The 21,047-nt window shown below is 49.2% G+C and carries 20 protein-coding genes and 1 tRNA gene; 11 read left to right on the top strand and 10 right to left on the bottom strand.

Annotated features, from left to right (window positions below; all coding sequences use genetic code 11):
- Nucleotides 1-98 precede the first annotated feature (98 nt).
- The 7 genes from ACYVH9_RS18550 to ACYVH9_RS18580 form a co-directional block, all read right to left on the bottom strand.
- Nucleotides 99-169 (bottom strand) — tRNA-Cys (locus tag ACYVH9_RS18550).
- A gap of 156 nt (nt 170-325) precedes the next feature.
- On the bottom strand, nt 326-2,110 hold the full coding sequence (rpsA, locus tag ACYVH9_RS18555) for a 30S ribosomal protein S1 (RefSeq protein ID WP_460637878.1): 1,785 nt from the start codon (nt 2,108-2,110) through the stop codon (nt 326-328).
- Nucleotides 2,111-2,291: 181 nt separating this feature from the next.
- Nucleotides 2,292-2,804 (bottom strand): HNH endonuclease, encoded by a 513-nt coding sequence (locus ACYVH9_RS18560; RefSeq protein ID WP_460637879.1) that lies wholly within the window; start codon nt 2,802-2,804, stop codon nt 2,292-2,294.
- Nucleotides 2,805-2,933: 129 nt separating this feature from the next.
- Nucleotides 2,934-3,395, bottom strand: a complete 462-nt coding sequence (gene smpB / locus ACYVH9_RS18565) for an SsrA-binding protein SmpB (protein WP_460637880.1) — start codon at nt 3,393-3,395, stop codon at nt 2,934-2,936.
- Nucleotides 3,396-3,929: 534 nt separating this feature from the next.
- Nucleotides 3,930-4,532, bottom strand: a complete 603-nt coding sequence (locus ACYVH9_RS18570) for an OmpH/Skp family outer membrane protein (protein WP_460637881.1) — start codon at nt 4,530-4,532, stop codon at nt 3,930-3,932.
- Nucleotides 4,533-4,621: 89 nt separating this feature from the next.
- Nucleotides 4,622-4,972 carry a hypothetical protein gene (locus tag ACYVH9_RS18575; RefSeq protein WP_460637882.1) on the bottom strand — a complete coding sequence of 117 codons (351 nt, stop codon included), beginning with the start codon at nt 4,970-4,972 and terminating at the stop codon, nt 4,622-4,624.
- On the bottom strand, nt 4,972-7,407 hold the full coding sequence (locus tag ACYVH9_RS18580; protein ID WP_460637883.1) for a penicillin acylase family protein: 2,436 nt from the start codon (nt 7,405-7,407) through the stop codon (nt 4,972-4,974). The genes ACYVH9_RS18575 and ACYVH9_RS18580 overlap by 1 nt, the downstream gene beginning before the upstream one ends.
- A gap of 228 nt (nt 7,408-7,635) precedes the next feature.
- On the opposite strand from ACYVH9_RS18580, the gene ACYVH9_RS18585 reads away from it, so the two are divergent.
- From ACYVH9_RS18585 to ACYVH9_RS18595, 3 genes are all read left to right on the top strand, one after another.
- Nucleotides 7,636-9,162: a GH3 auxin-responsive promoter family protein gene (locus ACYVH9_RS18585; RefSeq protein ID WP_460637884.1), complete on the top strand. Its 1,527-nt coding sequence runs from the start codon at nt 7,636-7,638 to the stop codon at nt 9,160-9,162.
- 60 nt (nt 9,163-9,222) lie between these two features.
- The gene (locus ACYVH9_RS18590; RefSeq protein ID WP_460637885.1) at nt 9,223-10,464 is read left to right on the top strand and encodes a 4-hydroxy-3-methylbut-2-enyl diphosphate reductase; all 1,242 of its coding nucleotides are present in this window, start codon (nt 9,223-9,225) and stop codon (nt 10,462-10,464) included.
- A 162-nt stretch (nt 10,465-10,626) separates the two neighbouring features.
- A complete protein-coding gene (locus ACYVH9_RS18595) occupies nt 10,627-11,469 on the top strand; it encodes a sugar phosphate isomerase/epimerase family protein (RefSeq protein ID WP_460637886.1) in 843 nt (280 codons plus the stop codon).
- A gap of 80 nt (nt 11,470-11,549) precedes the next feature.
- Here ACYVH9_RS18595 and ACYVH9_RS18600 read toward each other — a convergent pair whose 3' ends face one another.
- Entirely contained in the window at nt 11,550-13,091 is a 1,542-nt protein-coding gene (locus ACYVH9_RS18600; RefSeq protein WP_460637887.1) for a glycoside hydrolase family 10 protein, read from the bottom strand.
- Between the two features lie 418 nt (nt 13,092-13,509).
- Between ACYVH9_RS18600 and ACYVH9_RS18605 the strand changes: the two genes are divergently transcribed.
- On the top strand, nt 13,510-13,980 hold the full coding sequence (locus ACYVH9_RS18605; RefSeq protein ID WP_111626375.1) for an Lrp/AsnC family transcriptional regulator: 471 nt from the start codon (nt 13,510-13,512) through the stop codon (nt 13,978-13,980).
- A 92-nt stretch (nt 13,981-14,072) separates the two neighbouring features.
- Here ACYVH9_RS18605 and ACYVH9_RS18610 read toward each other — a convergent pair whose 3' ends face one another.
- Nucleotides 14,073-15,293 carry a tetratricopeptide repeat protein gene (locus ACYVH9_RS18610; protein ID WP_460637888.1) on the bottom strand — a complete coding sequence of 407 codons (1,221 nt, stop codon included), beginning with the start codon at nt 15,291-15,293 and terminating at the stop codon, nt 14,073-14,075.
- 123 nt (nt 15,294-15,416) lie between these two features.
- Between ACYVH9_RS18610 and hpt the strand changes: the two genes are divergently transcribed.
- Nucleotides 15,417-15,944, top strand: coding sequence for a hypoxanthine phosphoribosyltransferase (gene hpt / locus ACYVH9_RS18615; protein WP_460637889.1), 528 nt, complete (start codon nt 15,417-15,419; stop codon nt 15,942-15,944).
- On the opposite strand, the gene ACYVH9_RS18620 is transcribed toward hpt, so the two are convergent.
- Nucleotides 15,941-17,176, bottom strand: a complete 1,236-nt coding sequence (locus ACYVH9_RS18620) for an NADH-quinone oxidoreductase subunit D (RefSeq protein ID WP_460637890.1) — start codon at nt 17,174-17,176, stop codon at nt 15,941-15,943. The two genes, hpt and ACYVH9_RS18620, sit on opposite strands and share 4 nt — an antisense overlap.
- 268 nt (nt 17,177-17,444) lie before the next feature.
- Between ACYVH9_RS18620 and rpmG the strand changes: the two genes are divergently transcribed.
- The 6 genes from rpmG to rimO all read left to right on the top strand — a co-directional run bounded on the left by rpmG (nt 17,445) and on the right by rimO (nt 21,022).
- Complete coding sequence (rpmG, locus tag ACYVH9_RS18625) at nt 17,445-17,627, top strand: 50S ribosomal protein L33 (protein WP_038121932.1); 183 nt, start codon at nt 17,445-17,447, stop codon at nt 17,625-17,627.
- A 33-nt stretch (nt 17,628-17,660) separates the two neighbouring features.
- A complete protein-coding gene (locus ACYVH9_RS18630; RefSeq protein WP_111626371.1) occupies nt 17,661-17,816 on the top strand; it encodes a DUF4295 domain-containing protein in 156 nt (51 codons plus the stop codon).
- A gap of 135 nt (nt 17,817-17,951) precedes the next feature.
- Complete coding sequence (gene ftsY / locus ACYVH9_RS18635) at nt 17,952-18,911, top strand: signal recognition particle-docking protein FtsY (protein WP_460637891.1); 960 nt, start codon at nt 17,952-17,954, stop codon at nt 18,909-18,911.
- Nucleotides 18,912-18,935: 24 nt separating this feature from the next.
- Entirely contained in the window at nt 18,936-19,400 is a 465-nt protein-coding gene (locus ACYVH9_RS18640; RefSeq protein ID WP_460637892.1) for a hypothetical protein, read from the top strand.
- 6 nt (nt 19,401-19,406) lie between these two features.
- On the top strand, nt 19,407-19,607 hold the full coding sequence (locus ACYVH9_RS18645) for a hypothetical protein (protein WP_460637893.1): 201 nt from the start codon (nt 19,407-19,409) through the stop codon (nt 19,605-19,607).
- 92 nt (nt 19,608-19,699) lie between these two features.
- On the top strand, nt 19,700-21,022 hold the full coding sequence (gene rimO / locus ACYVH9_RS18650) for a 30S ribosomal protein S12 methylthiotransferase RimO (RefSeq protein WP_460637894.1): 1,323 nt from the start codon (nt 19,700-19,702) through the stop codon (nt 21,020-21,022).
- The last annotated feature ends 25 nt before the right edge of the window (nt 21,023-21,047 follow it).

Genomic DNA, 21,047 nt, shown 5'->3' on the forward strand with positions numbered 1-21,047 from the left:
ATAAACCTAAAAAAAATACCATCCGGCCCATGCTTGAACAGCTTTCCGGATGGTATTATCTGTAGGCAATTGTGGTGCTTGCATTCACACCTTGAAGGAGGTCCCGAGCGGATTCGAACCGCTGTAAAAGGTTTTGCAGACCTCTGCCTAGCCACTCGGCCACAGGACCCTTTAGTTAGGAGTTGAGAAATCAAATCGAGGAATTTTACTCAGTGTCTGAAGTAATCAACGACTTCAATTTCCCAACTCCTTTACTCATTTCAGTGTCGCAAACTTACTACAAAATTTGTTCCAGACACTAGATTACTCTAAAAATTTCGGAAACTTATTCGCCTTTTGACGAACGTCCTTCCATTTGTTCTTTCAAAGCCGCGAGAGCGTCCAGGTCGCCCAGCGTAGCACGCTCAGGCTCTTTGCTAGCGGTCGGAGTTTTAGCTGCTGCTGGCCGTTTCTCAGGTTTCCGATCGTCGCCTTTTTCCTGCCACGTTTTGGTGTGCGACAGCATAATGCGTTTTTCTTCTTTCGAGAACTCCAGAACTTTGAACTCCAGCGTTTCGCCAACTTCTGCCCACGAACCGTCTTCTTTCTGCAGGCTCTTCAGTGCTGCGAAGCCTTCAATACCGTACGGTAATTCGAGGGTAGCCAGTTTGTCGTTTTTCGACAGGATCGTAGAACGATGGGTTGAACCCGGTACAAATACGCTTTCGAACGTATCCCACGGATTTTCTTCCAGTTGTTTGTGACCCAGTGCCAGACGACGGTTTTCGATATCCAGTTCCAGAACGATTACTTCCAGTTCTTCACCAACTTTGATAAAGTCGGACGGGTGTTTGATCTTCTTGGTCCAAGACAAGTCAGAAACGTGAACCAGACCATCGATACCTTCTTCCAGTTCGAGGAAGAGACCGAAGTTCGTCAGGTTACGAACAACCCCCTTGTGCTTGGTGCCAACCGCGTATTTCTCAACCAGTTCCGGACGTGACCAGGGATCAGCCGTCAGTTGTTTGATACCCAGAGACATCTTGCGATCGTTGCGATCCAGTGTCAGCACGACAGCTTCTACTTCGTCGCTTACTTTCAGGAAGTCTTGCGGATTGCGCAAATGCTGTGACCACGACATTTCGGAAACGTGGATCAAGCCTTCAACACCCGGCATGATTTCCAGGAAAGCACCGTAATCAGCTACATTCACAATACGGCCTTTTACTTTCGAACCAACCTGAATGTTTTCTTCCAGTGAATCCCACGGATGAGCCTGCAGTTGTTTCATGCCCAGCGAAATCCGTTTTTTGTCTTCGTCGAAATCAAGCACTACCACATTGACTTTCTGGTCGAGGTGCAACAATTCAGACGGGTGGCTGATGCGGCCCCACGAGATATCCGTGATGTGCAACAGACCATCAACACCACCGAGGTCGATAAATACCCCGAAGTTGGTCATGTTTTTGATCACACCTTCCAGCACCTGACCTTTTTGCAGGTTGTTCAGGATTTGCTGACGCTGTGCTTCCAGATCTTTTTCGATCAGGACTTTGTGAGAAACAACTACGTTGTCGTTCGCATAGTTGATTTTCACTACTTTCACTTCCATTTTCTTACCGACAAATACGTCGAAGTCACGGATCGGCTTCACGTCGATCTGCGAACCTGGCAAGAAAGCTTCAATGCTATAAATATCAACGATCAGACCACCTTTCGTCCGACGTTTCACAAAACCTTCGATAACCAAATCTTCGTCCAGCGCGCGCTGAATTTTCTGCCATGCCGTAATGACTTTGGCTTTCTTGCGCGACAAAACCAACTGACCGTTCGGGTCTTCCTGGTTTTCAACGTAAACTTCAACCTCATCACCAATTTTCAGATCCGGCAGATCACGGAATTCCGAAGCCGGAACCAGACCGTCAGATTTGAAACCAATGTTTAAGATAATCTCCCGGTCGGTAATCCCGACAACGGTCCCAATCACTACTTCTTTCTCGTTTACTTGCGCCAGGGTGTTATCGTACAATTCGGCCAGGCGGTCGCGTTCTGCCGCAGAATAGCCGCTGCCAAAGCCCCGGTTGTCTGCCTTATCCCAATCAAAATCAGGCAGTGTTTGCGTTTTGCTCATAAAAGTTTGGTTGTGACCCATTTATACATCAGCCCCCGGGCCTTCCTGGCTGAATTTTGTTGACAATTGGAGACACTGCCCCAAAAATGGAGGTGCAAAAATAGCAATATTTTCTGGAAATGCATTTTTAATGCAAAAAAAGTCTCTTGCCTTGAGGAAAATTTCGCGGAAATGTACGTCCTCAGTACATCTTCTCGCGTTTGGCCAGGAAAGGCATCCAGGTTTCGTCTACCGAGCCGGAGAAATCGCGTAGAAAAACGAGAAAAGAAGGTTTAAATGGGCGCTGGTAGAGTTTCATCCCTGCTTCTTCCGGTGTCAGATCACCTTTCTGGGAGTTACAGCGCTTGCAGGCCGTAATCAGGTTATCCCAATTGGTTTTGCCGCCCCGCGATTTGGGCATAACGTGATCCAGCGTCAGGTCATCGTACTTTCCACAATACTGGCAACGGTTGCCATCGCGTTTAAAGATGTTTTGCCGATTGAGCATCACGCCTTTGTATGGCAGATGAATGTAGCGGTGAAGGCGGATGACGGTTGGAGACGGATATTCATCGTCGACTGTACGCAGGACGAAAATCTGAGATTGAGCAACCAGTTCTGCTTTGTTCAGGTAGACTAACAAGAACGCTTTTGGTACAGAACAGATGCCTAGCGCACTATAATCTTGATTTAGTACCAGGACTTTCCTACCCATAAACAATGTATCAGACTCCTTTCTTTCTTTAGCAAGTTAACGATATTTCATTATAAATAACAGGGGAAGATGAATAATTCACACTTTTTTAAAGAGCCTGATGCCCACGGTGTTGACACCGGAAGTAGCTTAATACCGCTCCCGACTCATCTCCCGTGACACATCACGTTCTTTAATCGAATCACGTTTGTCATAGAGCTTTTTCCCTTTGGCCAGCGCAATTTCAAGCTTAGCAAATCCCCGGTCATTGATAAAAAACCGGGTTGGGATAATGGTCAGTCCCTGATCCGTTAATTTATTGATCAAACGTTTGAGCTCTCGTTTCTGCAACAGCAATTTGCGGTCCCGCAGCGGCTCATGATTGTTGTAAGTCCCTTCCGTATACTGGGAAATATGCATCTGGCGAACATACAGTTCGTCGTGCATGAAAAGACAATAGGCGTCGCCCAGATTCACTTTTCCCTGACGGACAGATTTGATCTCAGTACCCGTCAGCATGATGCCGGCTGCAAACGTTTCAAGAAAAAAGTATTCAAAAGAGGCCCGGCGGTTACGGATCTCAATGGTTTTAGCAAGAGTTTTATCAGACATATTGAAGCAGTCTCTGGTTCTGTTGGTTTTTTCGCCTTCTGGCTATCGATAAACAGCCGTTGAAAGAGACGATAATAAGTAAACTATTTTTGGGGTCAAAATTACCGAAATGTAAACAAAAATACCCCGAAGGCTCCTTCGGGGTATTGAATTAGACAACTCCTATGCATGACTGCCTGGTGAAGCTGGTGTTTACCGTACCTAAAAAGGTCGGTGTACAGCCGAATCACAGCCTCAAGACCCTTCTGTACCACCAGCATCCACCAGGATTTCCTTCATCACTTCTATATAGTATATAAATGGATTACGCCCCATACTGATTTCCATGACGCTTCAAAATGGCTTATCACTTCGAAAAGCAGCAAAACAATTGCCTATACATGCAACAATATGTGATACTTTACAATTTCTATGCCGTTTTCAGTTTTGTATTTTAAAAAACCGCAAACAGATTTACTGAACGGAAAAAGACAAAAAGAAAGCTCCACCGGGTGAGGGTGGAGCTTTATCCTAAGCTTTATGGTATATCCAGGCTTATTTCTTCGTTTTTTGCTGCTTCTGTTGGTATTCTTTGTTCAAACCGGTAATAATCGATTTGGTAGCATCGAGCGAATTATCTGCAAAGAGGATTCCGCCCCCTTTTGAGTAGCCCATAACAAACTCGTATTTGTTTTGCTTGTTAACTTTTTCCAGGTAATCGTGGATCTGGTTATACAACTCTTCGTTTTTCTTTTGCTCCTCTTCGGCCAGTTGCTGCACCACCCGATCCCGATACGCCATCAAATCCTGCTGCTTTTTTTGCAGGGCAGCTTCCGTAGCCCGCCCCTGCTCCATGGTCATCGTCTGGGCACGTTGCTGAAAAAATGCCACTTCATTCTGCAACGAACGACCTTTATTATTCAGCTCGTTATCCAGCTGAAACCGTTTGCTTTCCAACGTTTTCCGGGTGTCTTTGAAATAGTCGTAATTGGTCAACAACGAGTCTACATTTACATACACTATCTTGCGATCAGGCTCAGACTTCGTTTCGCTAGCTGCAACTGGTTCAGTGGCGCTTTTTTCAGAGAAATGCAGGTAATACAAAACCGCGACTGCAACTGCCAGCACGGCATTCAAAACAAGTGATGCGTTTTTCACAAGAAACAGTTAATTAATGGATTAATGATTTTACAAAGGTACAATTTACAAATTACCTAGCAATTAGATTGTAGCGTCAGAAATGCCGGTCACGGTTTTGCGCTAAAAACCGTTCGCAATTGCTGCCCCGCCAATCCGGCGAATCCGCCCACCAAACCACCCAGCAAAGGAGTAAGGGCCAGCAGAAAAACCGGTGAGGGTGTTTTGAAAAAAAGAACCGCCATCCGCTCCGTCAGAATGCCGTCGGTCTGCAAGTGAATGACCAGCGCGTACAGGAACCACACCACGGCAATACCAGCAAAACCGTTCCCAAAAGCCCGCCAACCCGTGCGGCTGCGCCAGAAACACACCCCAAACGCAACGACGGCGACAACCCACCACGGCAAAAATAACTGCGCCAGAGCGCTCAATAAAGCAATCAACAACAGAGGCAGTAGCATCAGGGAGTCAGTTTAAGGGTCGATTTGAGTCGCGGGTGTTGGTCGGATTCCGTTTTGAGGTAAAGCAGTTCGTACAAATCGCCTTTGCGCCAGGTTTCAAGCATGTTCAGGTAATACGGGCTACCGGGATTGCCGGACTGACCGCCCGGGTAAACACCGTATGCGCGGAGTTGCGGCCCCGTCTGCACCACCATCCGCCACGACGGTCCCGCCCGACGACCAGCCGCATTGACAATGCCACGGCCACCGCCAATCTGTACATTCAAGGCGCTGAAGGCATCCATGCCCGGAATCAGGTGCTGAACAGAAGTGGCTTTGTGAAAGGCCCAGGCCCAGCTTTTTCCCAGCGAACCGTGTTGTTTGGTAAGCGAGTCAACAGCTGACTGGAAACTGCCGGTAACAACTTCCGAGAGCGTTTCCGTACGGTTTGGGGTCCGAATATCGTCAAACCAGCGGGATTTAGGATCTTCAACCATTAATTGTAGCAACCGGTTAGTGGCCGGAAACCGCATGGGACGGTTTTCTGCACCGGCAAAGTCGTCCTCCCAAACCATGCGCTCCAAATGGTTGATCCATTCCGTAAAAACCGTACCCGCCACAGAGGCCGTATCCTGCTGATAATTCCATTGCCGGACGACTGCCAGCGTCTGTTTCTGTGCCTCCGAAAGGGCTTTTTCCTGAATATTGGGCAACAAAACGGGCAAAAAGTGAGCAGCCTGGAGGTTATATACATCGTTTTGCAACCGGCGCATGCTGTCAACCGTCACTTTTTGCATTGTTGCCAGTCGTTGATTGATGCGCATTCCCCGCTCCGGCGATTCGAACTGCCAGTTGAGGTAATAAGGATACGTCGGATCGGTTGAAAATTGATTGGCCGAACTGACAAACCCCCTCGGTGGATTCTTGACGCGCGGGTTCTGATCCGCCGGAATCCAGCCCTGCCAATCGTGAGCCGAGTTCGTGCCATCCAGCAGAAACTTGCCTTGGTCGCGCCATTTCAACGGAAACCGTCCATTGGGTGAGATGGCAATGTCTTTTTCAGCATTGGCAAAAATAAAATTCTGCGCAGGAGCGGAATAAAATGACAAGGCCGTTACGTAATCCGCGTAGGTTTTTGCCCGGTTCAACAGATAAAATGTCTTTAATCCATTGTCGACTTCGTGCGCAATCCAACGCATGGCGCATCCCGCCGGGAAATTACTGCGAAACGGTTTTTCATTCGGCTGATAAACCACGGGCCCGTGGTGCGTGTATAAAACCGTATCGGCTACGTCGGGCTTTCCTTTCACTTTGATTACCTCAACCCGTCGGCGAACCGGCTTCCATTGACCATCGTGCCAATATTCGCGTCGGCTGTTATCGCGAAAGCGAATTTTGTAAAAATCCAGCACATCGGCCCCCACGTTGGTGACACCCCAGGCTATGTCTTTATTAAAACCAATGATCACACCGGGCGCCCCGGGCAGCGACACACCGTAAACATTTAAGGTAGGAGTGACCAGTTGGATCTGGTACCAGATCGACGGCAGGCTTAGGGTCAGGTGCGGATCGTTTGCCAGAATGGGGTAGCCCGTTGCCGACTTCTGCGGGCCAACGGCCCAGTTATTACTGCCAATCCCCGGATCGTGCCGTTGCCAGCCCAGGGCCACGCTGCTATCCAGCTCCGTTTGCTGCGGAACCGGTGGCACCTTGACTGGCGCAAAATCCCAGCGAGTACCGATAGGAATGATGGGATCTTCCTTCGCGGGATAATCGGGAAACAGGTTAGCCGTCAGCGCCGGTCCCAGTTGCTGGCGAATGTTGGTCATCATCAGATCGTCGGCGCCCGCAGCCAGCGTCTGAGTCATCTGCTTCAGCAGGAAGGCCACTTTCAGGGGCGTCCACGGTTCGGGAGTATAGCCGAGTAGTTTGTATTCAAGCGGGTAATCTGCGGGTTTCAGCTGACGAATGTGGGCGTTGATACCCGCCGAATAAGCCTCCAGAATTGACCGGGAAACCGGGTCGTTCATCATGCCTTCCAGCGATTTTTCGGCCCCATAGACCATTCCTAGCCGGCGGTTGTAGCGATCCAGCTCCAGCGCCCGGTCACCGATCAGCTCCGAAATCCGCCCGGCGGCTGCGTGCGTCTGAAACTCCATCTGCCAGAGCCGGTCGCGGGCGGTAACGTAGCCCTGGGCAAAGTAAGCGTCATAATCATTTTTCGCAAAAACGTGCGGTACGTGCAGATCATCGTATAAAACCGTAACCTCTTCCCGCGTTCCCTGGATGGAGATCGTTTGTTGCAAATCAGGATCGGCCTTTTCCGCGTTTTGCCAGAATCCTTCAAAAGGACTCAGCAGCCGACCCAGGGCCGGAACCGTCCCCCAGGGACGGCTTAGAACAGTAGTTAGAACAACGGAAATGAGCAGGCAAAGAAACGGTTTCAGTGTTTTCATAAAGGTTAATAGCCACGCTGTCTTTTTGCCCGAATCCGTAGATCTGCGGCTTTTACAAAGAAAATTTATTCTTTCTTCTATCCCAAAAAATGAAACACAACTCGTTTCTTTTCCTGCATTGACAAAGCCTAAGTACAAATAACAATACCCGTCAAATCAGGTTATGAAGCAAAGTTCTTCTAAATACAACATTTTTAGTAAGTTTGGATTGGATTTACCGCTTCGCGTATGACATTGTTGAATACGACACTTAAATGGCTGTTGCTCCGGCGTATGCCTCGCATCGAAGCTATGATGGCGCGTCCTGGCGAAACCCAACAGGCGGTTTTTCGACAACTCATCAGCAAAGGTCGCCATACGAAATGGGGTCGTGACCACCGGTACGAGTCCATCCGAACGGTCCGCGATTTTCAGGAGCGCGTTCCGGTTTCGTCTTACGAAGATCTGTTTCCGTATATCGAACGGACCATGAAGGGCGAGCAGAAACTTCTTTGGCCCTCGCGCATTCACTGGTTCTCCAAATCGTCGGGCACCACCAACGCCCGCAGCAAATTTATTCCGGTTTCGCAGGAATCGCTGGACGAAAGCCATTTTAAAGGCGGAAAAGATATGATGGCGCTGTACGTCGCCAATCGGCCGGAAACCAAAACGTTTGAGGGCAAAGGCTTGTCGATTGGTGGCAGTTTGCACCCGAATCCGTATAGTCAGCACGGTTTTGCGGGCGATGTGTCGGCGGTGGTGATGAAAAACCTGCCCTCATGGGCCCAATACATCCGTACTCCGCCCATCGAGGTAGCCCTGATGGATAAGTGGGAGGAGAAAATTGACCGGATGGCCGAAATTGCGGCCCATGAAAACGTGACGAGTATTTTGGGCGTTCCAACCTGGGCCCTGGTTTTGCTGGAACGGGTTCTGGCACTAACCGGCAAGCGGAGCATTCTGGAGGTCTGGCCCAATTTCGAGGTATTCATCCACGGCGCAGTCGCTTTCCAGCCGTACCGTGAATTGTTTGCCAACGACGTATTTCCCTCCACCGAGATAAAATACCTCGAAATTTACAATGCCTCGGAAGGTTTTTTTGCCATTCAGGACGATATCAAACGCATCGGTGAAATGCTACTGATGCTCGACTACGGTATTTTCTACGAGTTTGTACCTATGGAGGAAGCGGAAAAACCGTTTCCAAAGGCACTGACCATTGAAGAAGTCGAACTAAATAAGAATTACGCGCTGGTCATTTCTACCAACGGTGGGCTCTGGCGATACCGCGTGGGTGATACGGTTCGGTTTACATCGCGCCATCCGTTCCGGTTACGAGTCAGTGGGCGAACCAAGCATTTTATCAATGCGTTCGGCGAAGAAGTCATCATCGAAAATGCCGAAACCGCCATTACGCGGGCCTGCACAGCCACCGGCGCCACCGTCAGTGATTATACCGCCGGACCAGTGTACATGGGCAGCGGTTCCAACGGTCGTCACGAATGGATCATCGAGTTTTCGGGCGAACCCAATAATTTTGATACCTTCCGAACCGTTCTCGACCAGACGCTACGCCAGGTCAACTCCGACTACGACGCCAAGCGGTATAATGATATGGTGTTGCAACCGCCCCTGGTTCATGCGGTGCCACGCGGTACGTTCTACGACTGGATGAAGACCCGGGGCAAACTCGGTGGGCAGCATAAAGTGCCGCGACTGAGCAACAGCCGGGAATACCTGGACGATATTCTGGGTCGCCTGACGACACTTTCCTGATAGCGAACAAAGCTTTTCCGATCGTTGTTCTTTCGGTGGAGTCTGTTTAATTTGCAGTGAATGAAATCCTTCAACATCCCCGATTATTACCGCAGCCATCTCATCAGTCCGCTGAAAGAACTTCGCCGGAAACGCGATAAGCTAAAGCGTGATTTTACCCCAACGCAACTCGATTTTGGCCCGGTTCGCTTTTTAGTAGCCCGGCATTTCGGCTTTTGCTACGGCGTTGAAAACGCCATCGAAATCGCCTACCGAGCCATTGCTGAAAACCCCGAAAAGCGAATTTTTCTGCTGAGCGAAATGATCCATAACCCGGATGTTAACCGGGATTTGCTAACGCGCGGTGTTCGGTTTATTATGGAAACATCCGGGAAACAGCTCATTCCCTGGGATGATTTACGGGCCGACGATGTAGTGGTTATTCCTGCCTTTGGCACTACAGTCGAAATTCAGCACCGATTGAACGAGATCGGACTTAACGTCGAACAATACGACACGACCTGCCCTTTCGTGGAAAAAGTCTGGAACAAAGCCAACCAGATCGGACAGAAAAATTACACCGTGGTGGTGCACGGAAAACCATCGCACGAAGAAACCCGGGCAACATTTTCACACAGCAAAGAAGCCGGTCCAACGGTGGTTGTAAAAAACATGGCACAGGCCCAACGCCTGGCGACTTACCTCACCGGCGAATCCCCGAAAGAACAATTTTACACGGAGTTCCGCGGTCAGCATTCCGACGGTTTTGACCCGGAACGGGATTTGCAGCGCATCGGCGTCGTGAATCAAACAACGATGCTGGCGTCGGACACCCAACAAATTGCTGACTTCCTGAAAACCGTTATGATTCGCCACTACCGCCTGATGCCGGAAGACGTCGAATCCCGTTTCGCCAACACCCGCGACACGCTCTGTTACGCCACCAACGACAACCAGGACTCGACTTACGCCCTGCTGACCCATCCGGCTGACTTCGCCGTCGTTGCAGGCGGCTACAACAGCTCCAACACGTCTCATATCGTAGAACTGTGTGAAGAGAAGATACCAACCTACTTTATTGAAACCGAGCAGAAAATTCTGTCGCGGGATTTGATTCGGCACTTCAATGTCCACACGAAACAGGAAGTGGTTACGGAGCACTTTATTCCCCAGCACGAACCTGTAACGGTTTTGCTGACGTGCGGAGCTTCCTGCCCCGACGCTGTGGTTGAAAGTATTCTCCTGAAAATTGTTTCATTCTTTCCGAATGCCCGACCCATCGACGACGTAATGGAGGAAGTTCGCCAACAATATATTTCCTGATCGGGCCCGGGCCACTCCCTACAAATGTGGCTTTACGACAGTAAAAAGCGCCCTGCCTCTCCTTTGCTTGGGGAGAAAAATAAGGTTTTTGCTTGCCTGGGCAACAACTTTTATGCCTGGAGATGAATCCAAAACAGACTGAATCCTAACAAAACGAAAAGCATGTACACCATCGGAATCAACACGTTTTTATTTACGTCGCCTTTTACCAACGAGAGCGTCAAGTGGTTTTCAAAGTTTGCAGAATGGGGCTTCGATACCGTTGAAATCGGTCTGGAAGATCCCGCCAACGTTGACCCCGAACTGGTAAAAAAAGCACTGACCGAGGCTAATCTGGGTTGCAAAACCGTCTGCGCTGCGATGGGCCCCGATCGGGATTTTCGCGGTAATGTGGAGCAACAGCAAAGTGCCATGACGTATCTGAAAGGCTTGTTGGATGTGATGGCAATCATTGGTGCCGAAATGCTGGTTGGACCGCTGTATTCGAGTGTGGGTCGGGCTGAAGCCACGCCGAAGGACGTTTATGCCGAACAGCAAAAAACCGTTGTCAAGCATTTGAAAGAGCTGGCAGCCTATGCCGAAAGCAAAGGCTTAAAAATTGCGCTCGAACCCCTCAACCGCTTCGAAACCGACTTTATCAACACCGTTGATCAGGCAATCGAGTTAGCCGATCTGGTAGGCAGCAACGCCGTGCGGTTGCACCTGGATACCTTTCACATGAATATTGAAGAGAAGTTCCAGGCCGACGCAATTCGGAAAGCTGGCTCCCGGCTGGAACTGTTGCACAGCTGCGGCTGCGATCGGGGCATTCCGGGTAACGACCACATCGACTGGAATTCGATCCGGCAGGCACTGAAAGACATCGACTTCAAAGGGCAGCTTGTGATCGAATCCTTTACGCCCGAAGTGAAAGCCATCGCCAAAGCCGCAGCCATCTGGCGCGACATCGAGGCCTCCGGCGAAGATATCGCCGTAAAAGGACTGGCGTTCCTAAAAACGGTATAGATTTTAGAACAGGGAGGGTAGACAAGAGAAAACACGGGTAATTCAACCGTACCTTTTTATTCTGTTGTCTATCCTTTTTATTATTCCTCCGGCACCCGGACGTTGACCTGACTGGGCGTACTCTCGTTGTGAAGACGGTCAAAGGAAGTAACAACGTAAACATAGCGGCTATCCGGTTCGGCTGTTCGGTCAATGAAACGGGTCGTGTGTTCGCCAATACAGATCGCAACAATGCGGGTTGGATCTTCCATATTGACTTTTTCCTTGCGGTCGAAGCGGTAAATGACGTAGTAATGAGCGCGGTCGCCGTCGGACGCGGGCTCTGGTTCGAGCCAGAACAATTCAACGCCTTCCGCCGTCGGATTTGCTTTCAGATCTTTGGGAGAAAGCGGTGGTTCAGGATCTTTCCAGGGCATGGACGGAATAAGGGCCGGATACCGGTAAAAGTTTGTTAACAAGGTATCCCGAACGCCGTTCAGATTGTCGGTCAATGACTTGGAACTGAAAAAAATACTGCCATGAATCTGGTTAAACTGGCGGTTGTAATTCAATTGTGTACTCATCTCATTCGGATCATTCCAGGCCCGATCGCGGGGCGTCGAACGGTTGATCCGAAAAGCTCCCTGACCAATATACAGGTGACGGTTGAAGCCATTTTTCACCCACCAGTCTGTCAGTAATCGGTACGGAACCTTCTGAAAATCCGTACTGAAGTAAATCTGAGGGGCAATGTAGTCGATCCATCCTTCCCGAATCCACTTCCGCGTATCGGCGTACAAATCAAAATACGAGGTCAGTCCGCCCGTAGTTTCCGATCCTTCCGGATCCTGGCTACGGTTTTTCCAGACGCCAAACGGGCTTACCCCAAACTTCACGTGCGGTTTTATAGCCTGAATCGAATCCCGCAACTGGTGGATTAACTGGTTGATGTTTTCCCGACGCCAGTTGTCACGACTCATCCCGTTGGAATAGGCCTTGAACGTTTCCTCGTCCCGAATGACCTGACCAGCAATCCCGTATGGATAAAAATAATCGTCGAAGTGAATACCGTCTACGTCGTAGTTCCGCACAATATTGGTTACGATGCCGGTCACATAATTCCGAACCTCGGGCAGACCCAGGTTAAACAACTTCCGCCCGCCATACTGTAGCATCCATTCCGGCTTGCGGTTGCTAATATGATCGGGGGTTACAACCGACAGCTTACTAAACGTGGCCCGGTCGAGGTTGAACCAGGCGTGAAATTCCATCCCCCGGTCGTGGGTTTCGCGCAGCATGAACTCCAACGGATCATAAAACGGGACGGGCGCTCGCCCTTGCTGACCCGTTAACCAAACCGACCACGGCTCCGAACCTTTGGCATAAAAAGCATCTGCGGCCGCCCGAATCTGAACAACGACGGCGTTGATTCCCGCCCGCTGATGCTGATCCAGAATTTTGATAAATTCGGCCCGTTGGCTATCGGCCGGCATACCCCGCTTTCGTGGCCAATCGATGTTATCGACAGTTGCAATCCAAACCGCCCGAAACTCCCGTTTGGGCGGATGCTGCGCTTGCACTTCACTCGAATTCCAAAGAAGGCCGATAAAAAGGATAAGAATAGTCCGGTACGTACAGCGCATGCGCAAGAATTAATCGACAAAACAGAATGGTCAAAGATACGGAAGAAGCCCGTCCTCTTTCAAACTTTTCCCGAAACGGATTTATTGCACAACCCGCACACACCTACTATGTATCCGCAAACAAGTTTTTGTACTTTATAAAGACAAACGATCTTTTGTCGGCCTTTTTTCGTATAAATTCTTGACCTGCTTGCCGAATATTATTTGGAAAAAAATTAGGAACGGGTTATTTCGATGGTAAACAGTATTTGGTATAACTATTGTTTACAGTAATTTTGGGCAGAAAATCGGGTCGCAAAACCAATCATTATTTTACATTTTAGTAAAAAATCCATATTTTTTTATAAAAATACAAGGATTGTGTTTAGTTTTGTACGATCTCATATTGGTTGGATAAAGTTTTAAGTTCACTACTATCATGTCAGGAATCAAGCTCGATCAGATTGATCGGAAAGTATTAGAAATTTTACAGACAAACGCAAAAATCACGAACGCTCAACTTTCAAAAGAAATAGGCCTGTCACCTGCTCCGACGCTCGAGCGTGTAAAAAAATTAGAAACCTCAGGAATCATTCAAAGCTATCACGCTCAGTTAAATCGTGATCGTGTTGGGCTGGGGGTTACTACGTTCGTGCAGGTGTCGCTGGTTGGCCATAAAAAGCAGGTAACCGAATCGTTTGTCAACGCGGTTAAGAATATTCCGGAGATTATCGAATGTCACCACATCACGGGTTCGGGCGACTTTCTGCTCAAGGTGATCGCCAAGGATATCTCCTCTTACCAGGTGTTGATGCTGGAAAAAATCAACGAGATTGAAGAAGTAGCCAGCACGCAGACTATGGTCATTCTGTCGACCTTCAAAGAAAGTAAAGTTCTTCCAATACCCTGAGTCAAATATTAATAGTTAAGAATTAAGAGTTTCAAAATGCGCTGCTCAAGCTAGAAAGCATTAGCCAACTCTTAATTCTTAACTCGTAGCTTTTACCCCCTTCTCCCCTTCCGGCGTTCTTCTCTCCGCAATTTTTTCAGATTATCCAAGCCACCCTTGGCTTCTTTGTACTGACTGGATTTACGGTCGGCTTTATCAATCACTTCTTTATAATACGTCTGCGCCTGATCGTAATCTTTTTCGCTCGCAGCAATTTTACCCAGGCTCAGCACCGATGCCCAATAGTAAGCCGCATCGTATGAATTGGTCTGTTTGGCAAAATCAATGGTTTTCTGGTAATACTGTTTTGCTTTTGTCAGATCGCGAAAATAGTGGTGGTTATTGTACGCCAGAATATAAGCTGCCGTCCGCCCTCCAACACCTTCATAACCATCCATTCCGCGCTCAATTTTACTTAAAATGCTGTTAGCAGCCGAGGTTGCTTCATTATTATAGCCGCGCACAAAAGCCGTTCGGGCATAATACCGTTCAAAGTACGGGTTGTCCGGAAATTGCTGCCACATGTATTTTGCCAGATCGTACGCCTTGTCGTACTGGTTCTCCATGCTGTAGATTTGCAGCAGGAAATACCGCGCTTCCGTTCGCGTATAAAAAGCGTTGTTGGCCGTAGCCTCCAGCTGCCGAATTCCTTCCGCCTTATTACCTTTTGGAAAGAACATCAAAATCGGTTTCAAAGCCGGATAATTTTTGGGAATCCACTGGGCGTAATAATTGTATAAACCGTCGCCAAACAGCAGTTCGGGCGTCAAATCGCCATTGCCTTTGCATTTATCAAAATACTTCAGGGCATTTTTACCGGCCCAGGTTGCTTTGGCCCATTTCTTCCGTTCTGAATATAGGCGGCCTTTGAAACCGTAGGCTGCCGCCAGGAAAAACGATGGTTCGACTTTGTTCTCCTTGCTATCGTACAATTTTTCGGCTCGCTGGATGGTCATATCCAGGTACGACTCGCACTTGTCATCGAAATCCGTATTTTCGGTGTTCGGCACAATTTTCCACCACTCAGCCAGAGCCATCAAAAAATACGGCATCGGATGATCCGGATACCGCTGCTGGAGCCAGCGAAACTCTTTATCGGCTTCGTAAAATTTGTAATTATACAAGTTATTGATAGCCTCCGCCGACTCAATCTGAACGCCGGGGTGCTTCAGGAGCATGTCGTATTTTTTGTCGAATTCAGCCAGCGAATAGACCTGAGCACGCGCCGAAAAGGTCACCAACAGACTGATCAGAACAAGGATGTTTTTTTTCATTTTTACAGGACACAAGTATCGTCTTGTATCAACGAAGTTTTTGAATTTCCAGTTTACCCAACCAAAAGTTTTTACGAACCCACCGGATACCGTACCTTTGGAATTGTGCTCAACTGGCCCCTTATGCTGACTATCAAAGACAAAACGTTCGTTCCGTTCATCGATCAAAACAAGCTGAAAAACCGGATTGTTCAGTTGGCCAATCAGATCAATCAGGACTACCGGGACAAAGAACCGATGCTGGTGGTAGTGCTCAACGGGGCCTTCATTTTTGCGGCCGAATTGATGACGCACCTGACAATACCGTGCCGGGTAACTTTTCTGCGGGTCAGTTCGTACCAACAAACGGCCTCGACGGGCGTTGTACGGGAATTGCTCGGGCTTAGTGAATCTTTAGCTGGGCAGGACGTCATTCTGATTGAAGATATTGTTGACACGGGACTCACCATTCAGGATGTAACCCGGCAACTGAACGAACAGGAGCCCGCTTCGCTGGCAATCGCAACGATGCTCTTCAAACCCGAAGCATTGCAAGTCAATGTAACCATTCAATACGTCGGTTTTGAAATTGAAAACCGGTTTGTTGTGGGTTACGGTCTGGATTACGACGGTTTTGGCCGTAACACCCGGGAAATCTACGTACTGGCTTAACGATCCACTTCGCCCATTACGACATCAATGGAACCGATGATCGCTACCAGGTCGGCAATCATGGCCCCTTTCGATATTTCACTGATCACCGACAGGTTATGGTACGAGCAGGAGCGCGCCCGGCAACGGAACGGAATGTCCGACCGGCCGTCGGCCCGGAAAAAGAAGCCCAGTTCACCCTTCGGAATTTCGCCCCGAATGTAAAATTCCTGCGCTTTCGGACGAATTTTCTTCGGTACAATAGCCTGCGGATCGAAATCCCGGGTACGCTTCAGATCGCCGGTGAGCTGCGTGAGGCATTGTTCCGCAATTTTCACGGATTCCCAGCACTCCAGCACCCGCACGTAATTCCGGTCCCAGCAATCGCCCAGTGTCCCTACAGTTCCCTCGCCAATCGGAATGTCAAAATCCAGTTCGGGGTAGACGGAATAGGCATCTACCCGGCGCAAATCGTACCGCAAGCCCGACGCCCGCAAGACGGGTCCAGAGCAGCCGTAATTAATAGCCACCGGCAGCGGCAAAACGCCCACATTGGCCGTCCGTTTCACAAAAATCGTGTTATCAACAACCAACTGCTGTAATTCTACCAACTTCGGTTTCAGATACTTCAGAAACTCTCCGCACCGTTCTTCAAAACCCACCGGCAGGTCGTAATACAAACCGCCGATCCAGATGTAATTGTACAGCATCCGCGCCCCGCTGATCCATTCCAGCAACCGCTGCAAGTGCTCGCGGTCGCGCATCATCCACAAAAACGGAGTGTAAGCGCCAATATCAAGGGCATAAGTTCCAATGGCTACGAAGTGCGATGCCAGCCGATTGAGCTCGGCTACCAACACCCGAATGTATTCAATCCGCCGACCATCGGGCCGACTCAGCAACTCCTTGTCAATACCCAGCATTCGCTCTACGCCCATGCAGAAGACGTGTTCGCTGTTCATGGCAGCCATATAATCCAGCCGATCGACGAATGGTAACGTCTGGTTGTAGGGCAACGATTCGGCATGTTTCTCAAAGCAACGGTGCAGATACCCCAGATGCGGCACCACATCAACGATGATTTCACCGTCGGTGACAATTTCCATGCGGAGAACGCCGTGGGTAGACGGGTGCTGCGGCCCCATGTTCAGAATCATTTCCCCCGGCCCGAGCGCTTCGGGCGTGTACTTGCTCGGTTCGGAAGTCTGAAACAACCCGGGCTGGTATTCGTATTGAATGGTTTGTGTGGTCATTGCAAATCAAAGGTCGGTAGTGGACACGCAAAAATCAAAACAGGCATACGGTTTTCGGAGTATAGTTTACGGTTTTTGGTTACCATATACCGTAAATAACATAGCGTCAGAACGAATACATCGGTCCCGGTAGAGAGGTAGACCGAATACTACAACGGGAAAACCGCCAACCATAAACCGTTTTTCACAATTATTTCCTGTACAACCGTTGTGGTTCTTAAGACTTTATCTTACCTTTGCGTTCCTGTTTGAGAAAATATTTACAGCAATGGCTAAGAAAGGCAATAGAATCCAGGTGATTTTGGAGTGCACGGAGCAGAAGGATACGAACGTACCGGGAACTTCGCGCTACATCACCACCAAAAACCGTAAGAACACGCCAAGCCGGATCGAACTGAAAAAGTACAATCCGAATTTGAAGCGCGTAACTGTTCATAAAGAAATTAAATAATCGTAACTGCGGGAATGTTCCCGACGATCCAACATGGCAAAGAAAGTTGTTGCAACCCTGAAGAAGGAAGGTGGCGGTAAGAACTTCGCAAAGATCATCAAAGCCGTAAAATCACCGAAAACCGGTGCTTACACCTTTAGAGAAGAAATGGTCCCACTGGAAGAAGTACAGGCTGCTCTGAAAGGCTAGTCTTTGGGTTCTACAGTAATTCAAAGTCCCTCGGTCCTCGGTGGGACTTTTTTGTTTTTATATTTGTTCGAGACAAAAGGCCGGTCCCCAAACCGCGATCTTTTATCTACCATCAAAAGTTCTAACGTCTACGCAATGGGTCTGTTTGATTTTTTCTCGAAGGAAAAAAAAGAATCACTCGACAAAGGACTGGAAAAGTCCAAAGAAAGCTTTTTCTCAAAACTGAACCGCGCCGTCGTCGGCAAATCGACCGTCGATGAAGAGGTACTGGACGAGTTGGAAGAAGTCCTGATCACGTCCGACGTGGGCGTTGGAACAACCGTTAAAATCATCCGGCGCATCGAAGAGCGTGTTGCGCGGGACAAATATGTCAACACCAGCGAACTGGACCGGATTTTACGGGAGGAAATTGCCGCGCTGCTGGCCGAAAACAAATCCGTCGATGTGGATGATGACTTTGCCCTGCCTGCCGGTAAAAAACCGTACGTAATTATGGTGGTGGGCGTCAATGGCGTGGGTAAAACCACAACTATTGGCAAGTTAGCCGCTCAATTCCATAAACGCGGTTATCAGGTTGTACTAGGTGCGGGCGACACCTTCCGGGCCGCTGCTGTGACGCAACTGAAACTTTGGGGCCAGCGCGTTGGCGTGCCAGTTATTGAGCATGGCATGAATACCGATCCGTCGGCGGTGGCTTTCGATGCGGTCAAAAAAGCCGTAGACATGAACGCCGACGTGGTGATTATTGACACGGCGGGCCGGCTGCACACCAAAGTGAACCTGATGAACGAGCTATCGAAAATCAAGCGGGTGGTGCAGAAATTTCTACCCGAAGCGCCCCACGAAGTGCTGCTTGTCCTCGACGGATCGACGGGCCAGAACGCCTTTATCCAAGCTACGGAATTTACAAAAGCCACGGACGTGACCGCCCTGGCGATTACCAAACTCGATGGCACGGCCAAAGGTGGCGTGGTGATCGGCATTTCGGATCAATTCAAGATTCCGGTCAAATACATCGGAGTGGGCGAAAAAATTGAAGATTTGCAGACATTCAGCAAGATGGAGTTTGTTGATTCGTTTTTTAAGAAAGTATGATCGCTTCTTGATCAAATCGAACTTATGCAAATCAGGCAACGGATTTTTTTTCTGGCTACAGGGCTGCTGGCAACGGTATTGTGGACTGTGGCTTGCAAATCCAGCCAGGGCCAGGCGCAGGGCATCTGCGGCACAGTTATCTTTAAATCCGGGAATCACATGCCCGGGCCGGACCGGCCTCAGCCCAAAGGCCAGCCTGTCGTGCGTGATGTGCTGATTTATGAGCTGACCAAAACGGATCAGGCCGAATCCACCGAGGACGGTTTTTACAGCAAAGTCAATACGCAGCTGGTCAAAAAGGTCAAGTCCGACAAAGAAGGCAAATTCTGCGTGAACCTGCGTCCGGGCACCTATTCGGTATTCGTTCAGGAAGAAAAGGGCCTCTACGCTAATCTATTCGACGGTGATAACAACATTTTCCCGGTGAAAGTCGAGAAAAACCGCCAATCCACGATCACTTTCGAAATTACGTACCAGGCGGTATATTGACCGTCTATGGATGCCTTTGGGCGGGTTCACTTACCAAATGATTGGCTATACGAGGGCTACCGGTATTCAATCGTTCACCTGAAAGACGGCCATCGGGTTTGCCTGAATCATAACAAGAGCTATCTGGATTTCGCCCTCGACGATTATTTTAAAACCGTTCCGATCCAACGCATTCCGCATAAAATTCCGTGGATTTTGCCCGTATAACTTTCTCCTGAATTGTACTTTTCCGAACTTTGTAAAAATTAGCGATGTTGTGTCAGGACGGTCGGCACACGGTTGCCTAGCATTTTACTATTTTGAAAACAAAAGGATTACGCTCGAATAAAATTAATATCGTTACACTGGGTTGTTCTAAAAACCTGGTGGACTCTGAAGTACTTTTTACACAACTAAAGGGAAATGGTTACAATGTTTCGCACGAGTCGAAGAAAGACGACGCGAATATTGTGGTTATTAATACCTGCGGTTTTATCGATAACGCCAAGGAGGAATCCATCAACACCATTCTGCGGTACGTTGACGCCAAGGACGCGGGTGTGGTTGACAAAGTATACGTAACAGGCTGTTTGTCGCACCGTTACAAAGATGAGCTGGAAGTCGAAATTCCAACCGTCGATGCCTGGTTTGGAACCAATGAATTGCCGCGTCTGCTCAAAACGCTGAAAGCTGACTACAAACACGAACTCGTAGGCGAACGTCTTTTGACCACCCCGGCTCACTTTGCGTACCTGAAAATTGCCGAAGGTTGCGACCGCCCCTGCTCGTTCTGCGCCATCCCGCTCATGCGCGGTCACCACGTTTCGCGCCCCGCCGATGAACTGGTCAAAGAAGCCCAGTCGCTGGCCCGGCGCGGCACCAAAGAACTGATTCTGATTGCTCAGGATTTGACCTATTACGGGTTGGACCTTTACAAAAAACGGACCCTGGCTGACCTACTCAACCGACTTGCCGACGTCGAAGGCATCGACTGGATTCGTTTGCAATACGCTTATCCATCCGGCTTTCCGATGGATGTGCTCGACGTGATGCGCGACCGGTCCAACGTCTGCAATTACCTGGACATGCCGCTGCAAACCGGCTCCACTGAACTGCTGAAAATCATGCGCCGGGGTATCACGCGGGAAAAAACCGAAGCCCTGATTCACAGCATCCGTGATAAAGTACCGAATATTGCCCTCCGCACCACACTTATTGTGGGTCATCCCGGCGAAACCGAAGCGATGTTTGACGAGACTTACGAGTTTGTAGAACGTATGCGGTTTGACCGTTTGGGCGCCTTCACCTATTCGCACGAAGACAATACACACTCGTATACCCTTCCCGACGACATTCCGGCCGATACTAAGCAGGAACGTGTCGACGCCATCATGGAATTGCAGCAGGGTATTTCGTCGGAGCTCAATCAGCAAAAGCTTGGCAACACTTACAAAGTGCTGTTCGACCGGAAAGAGGGCGGTTTTTTCATTGGCCGCACGGAATTCGATTCTCCGGAAGTAGATAACGAAGTACTGGTTCCAGCGGGTCAGTATGTGCGTCAGGGTGATTTTGCGAACGTGCGGATCACGGAAGCCCACGAGTTCGATCTATACGGAGAAGTAGTTTCGCCAGAAAATAGCTAACTACCTCGCTACCAAGACCACTTTT

The organism is Larkinella harenae, assembly GCF_054780515.1.

What these genes read in the sequence shown, in the direction of transcription:
- rpsA (WP_460637878.1), bottom strand. Translation starts at nt 2,110, where the DNA reads ATGAGCAAAACGCAAACACTGCCTGATTTTGATTGGGATAAGGCAGAC.
- ACYVH9_RS18560 (WP_460637879.1), bottom strand. Translation starts at nt 2,804, where the DNA reads ATGGGTAGGAAAGTCCTGGTACTAAATCAAGATTATAGTGCGCTAGGC.
- smpB (WP_460637880.1), bottom strand. Translation starts at nt 3,395, where the DNA reads ATGTCTGATAAAACTCTTGCTAAAACCATTGAGATCCGTAACCGCCGG.
- ACYVH9_RS18575 (WP_460637882.1), bottom strand. Translation starts at nt 4,972, where the DNA reads ATGCTACTGCCTCTGTTGTTGATTGCTTTATTGAGCGCTCTGGCGCAG.
- ACYVH9_RS18580 (WP_460637883.1), bottom strand. Translation starts at nt 7,407, where the DNA reads ATGAAAACACTGAAACCGTTTCTTTGCCTGCTCATTTCCGTTGTTCTA.
- ACYVH9_RS18585 (WP_460637884.1), top strand. Translation starts at nt 7,636, where the DNA reads ATGACATTGTTGAATACGACACTTAAATGGCTGTTGCTCCGGCGTATG.
- ACYVH9_RS18590 (WP_460637885.1), top strand. Translation starts at nt 9,223, where the DNA reads ATGAAATCCTTCAACATCCCCGATTATTACCGCAGCCATCTCATCAGT.
- ACYVH9_RS18595 (WP_460637886.1), top strand. Translation starts at nt 10,627, where the DNA reads ATGTACACCATCGGAATCAACACGTTTTTATTTACGTCGCCTTTTACC.
- ACYVH9_RS18600 (WP_460637887.1), bottom strand. Translation starts at nt 13,091, where the DNA reads ATGCGCTGTACGTACCGGACTATTCTTATCCTTTTTATCGGCCTTCTT.
- ACYVH9_RS18605 (WP_111626375.1), top strand. Translation starts at nt 13,510, where the DNA reads ATGTCAGGAATCAAGCTCGATCAGATTGATCGGAAAGTATTAGAAATT.
- ACYVH9_RS18610 (WP_460637888.1), bottom strand. Translation starts at nt 15,293, where the DNA reads ATGAAAAAAAACATCCTTGTTCTGATCAGTCTGTTGGTGACCTTTTCG.
- hpt (WP_460637889.1), top strand. Translation starts at nt 15,417, where the DNA reads ATGCTGACTATCAAAGACAAAACGTTCGTTCCGTTCATCGATCAAAAC.
- ACYVH9_RS18620 (WP_460637890.1), bottom strand. Translation starts at nt 17,176, where the DNA reads ATGACCACACAAACCATTCAATACGAATACCAGCCCGGGTTGTTTCAG.
- rpmG (WP_038121932.1), top strand. Translation starts at nt 17,445, where the DNA reads ATGGCTAAGAAAGGCAATAGAATCCAGGTGATTTTGGAGTGCACGGAG.
- ACYVH9_RS18630 (WP_111626371.1), top strand. Translation starts at nt 17,661, where the DNA reads ATGGCAAAGAAAGTTGTTGCAACCCTGAAGAAGGAAGGTGGCGGTAAG.
- ftsY (WP_460637891.1), top strand. Translation starts at nt 17,952, where the DNA reads ATGGGTCTGTTTGATTTTTTCTCGAAGGAAAAAAAAGAATCACTCGAC.
- ACYVH9_RS18640 (WP_460637892.1), top strand. Translation starts at nt 18,936, where the DNA reads ATGCAAATCAGGCAACGGATTTTTTTTCTGGCTACAGGGCTGCTGGCA.
- ACYVH9_RS18645 (WP_460637893.1), top strand. Translation starts at nt 19,407, where the DNA reads ATGGATGCCTTTGGGCGGGTTCACTTACCAAATGATTGGCTATACGAG.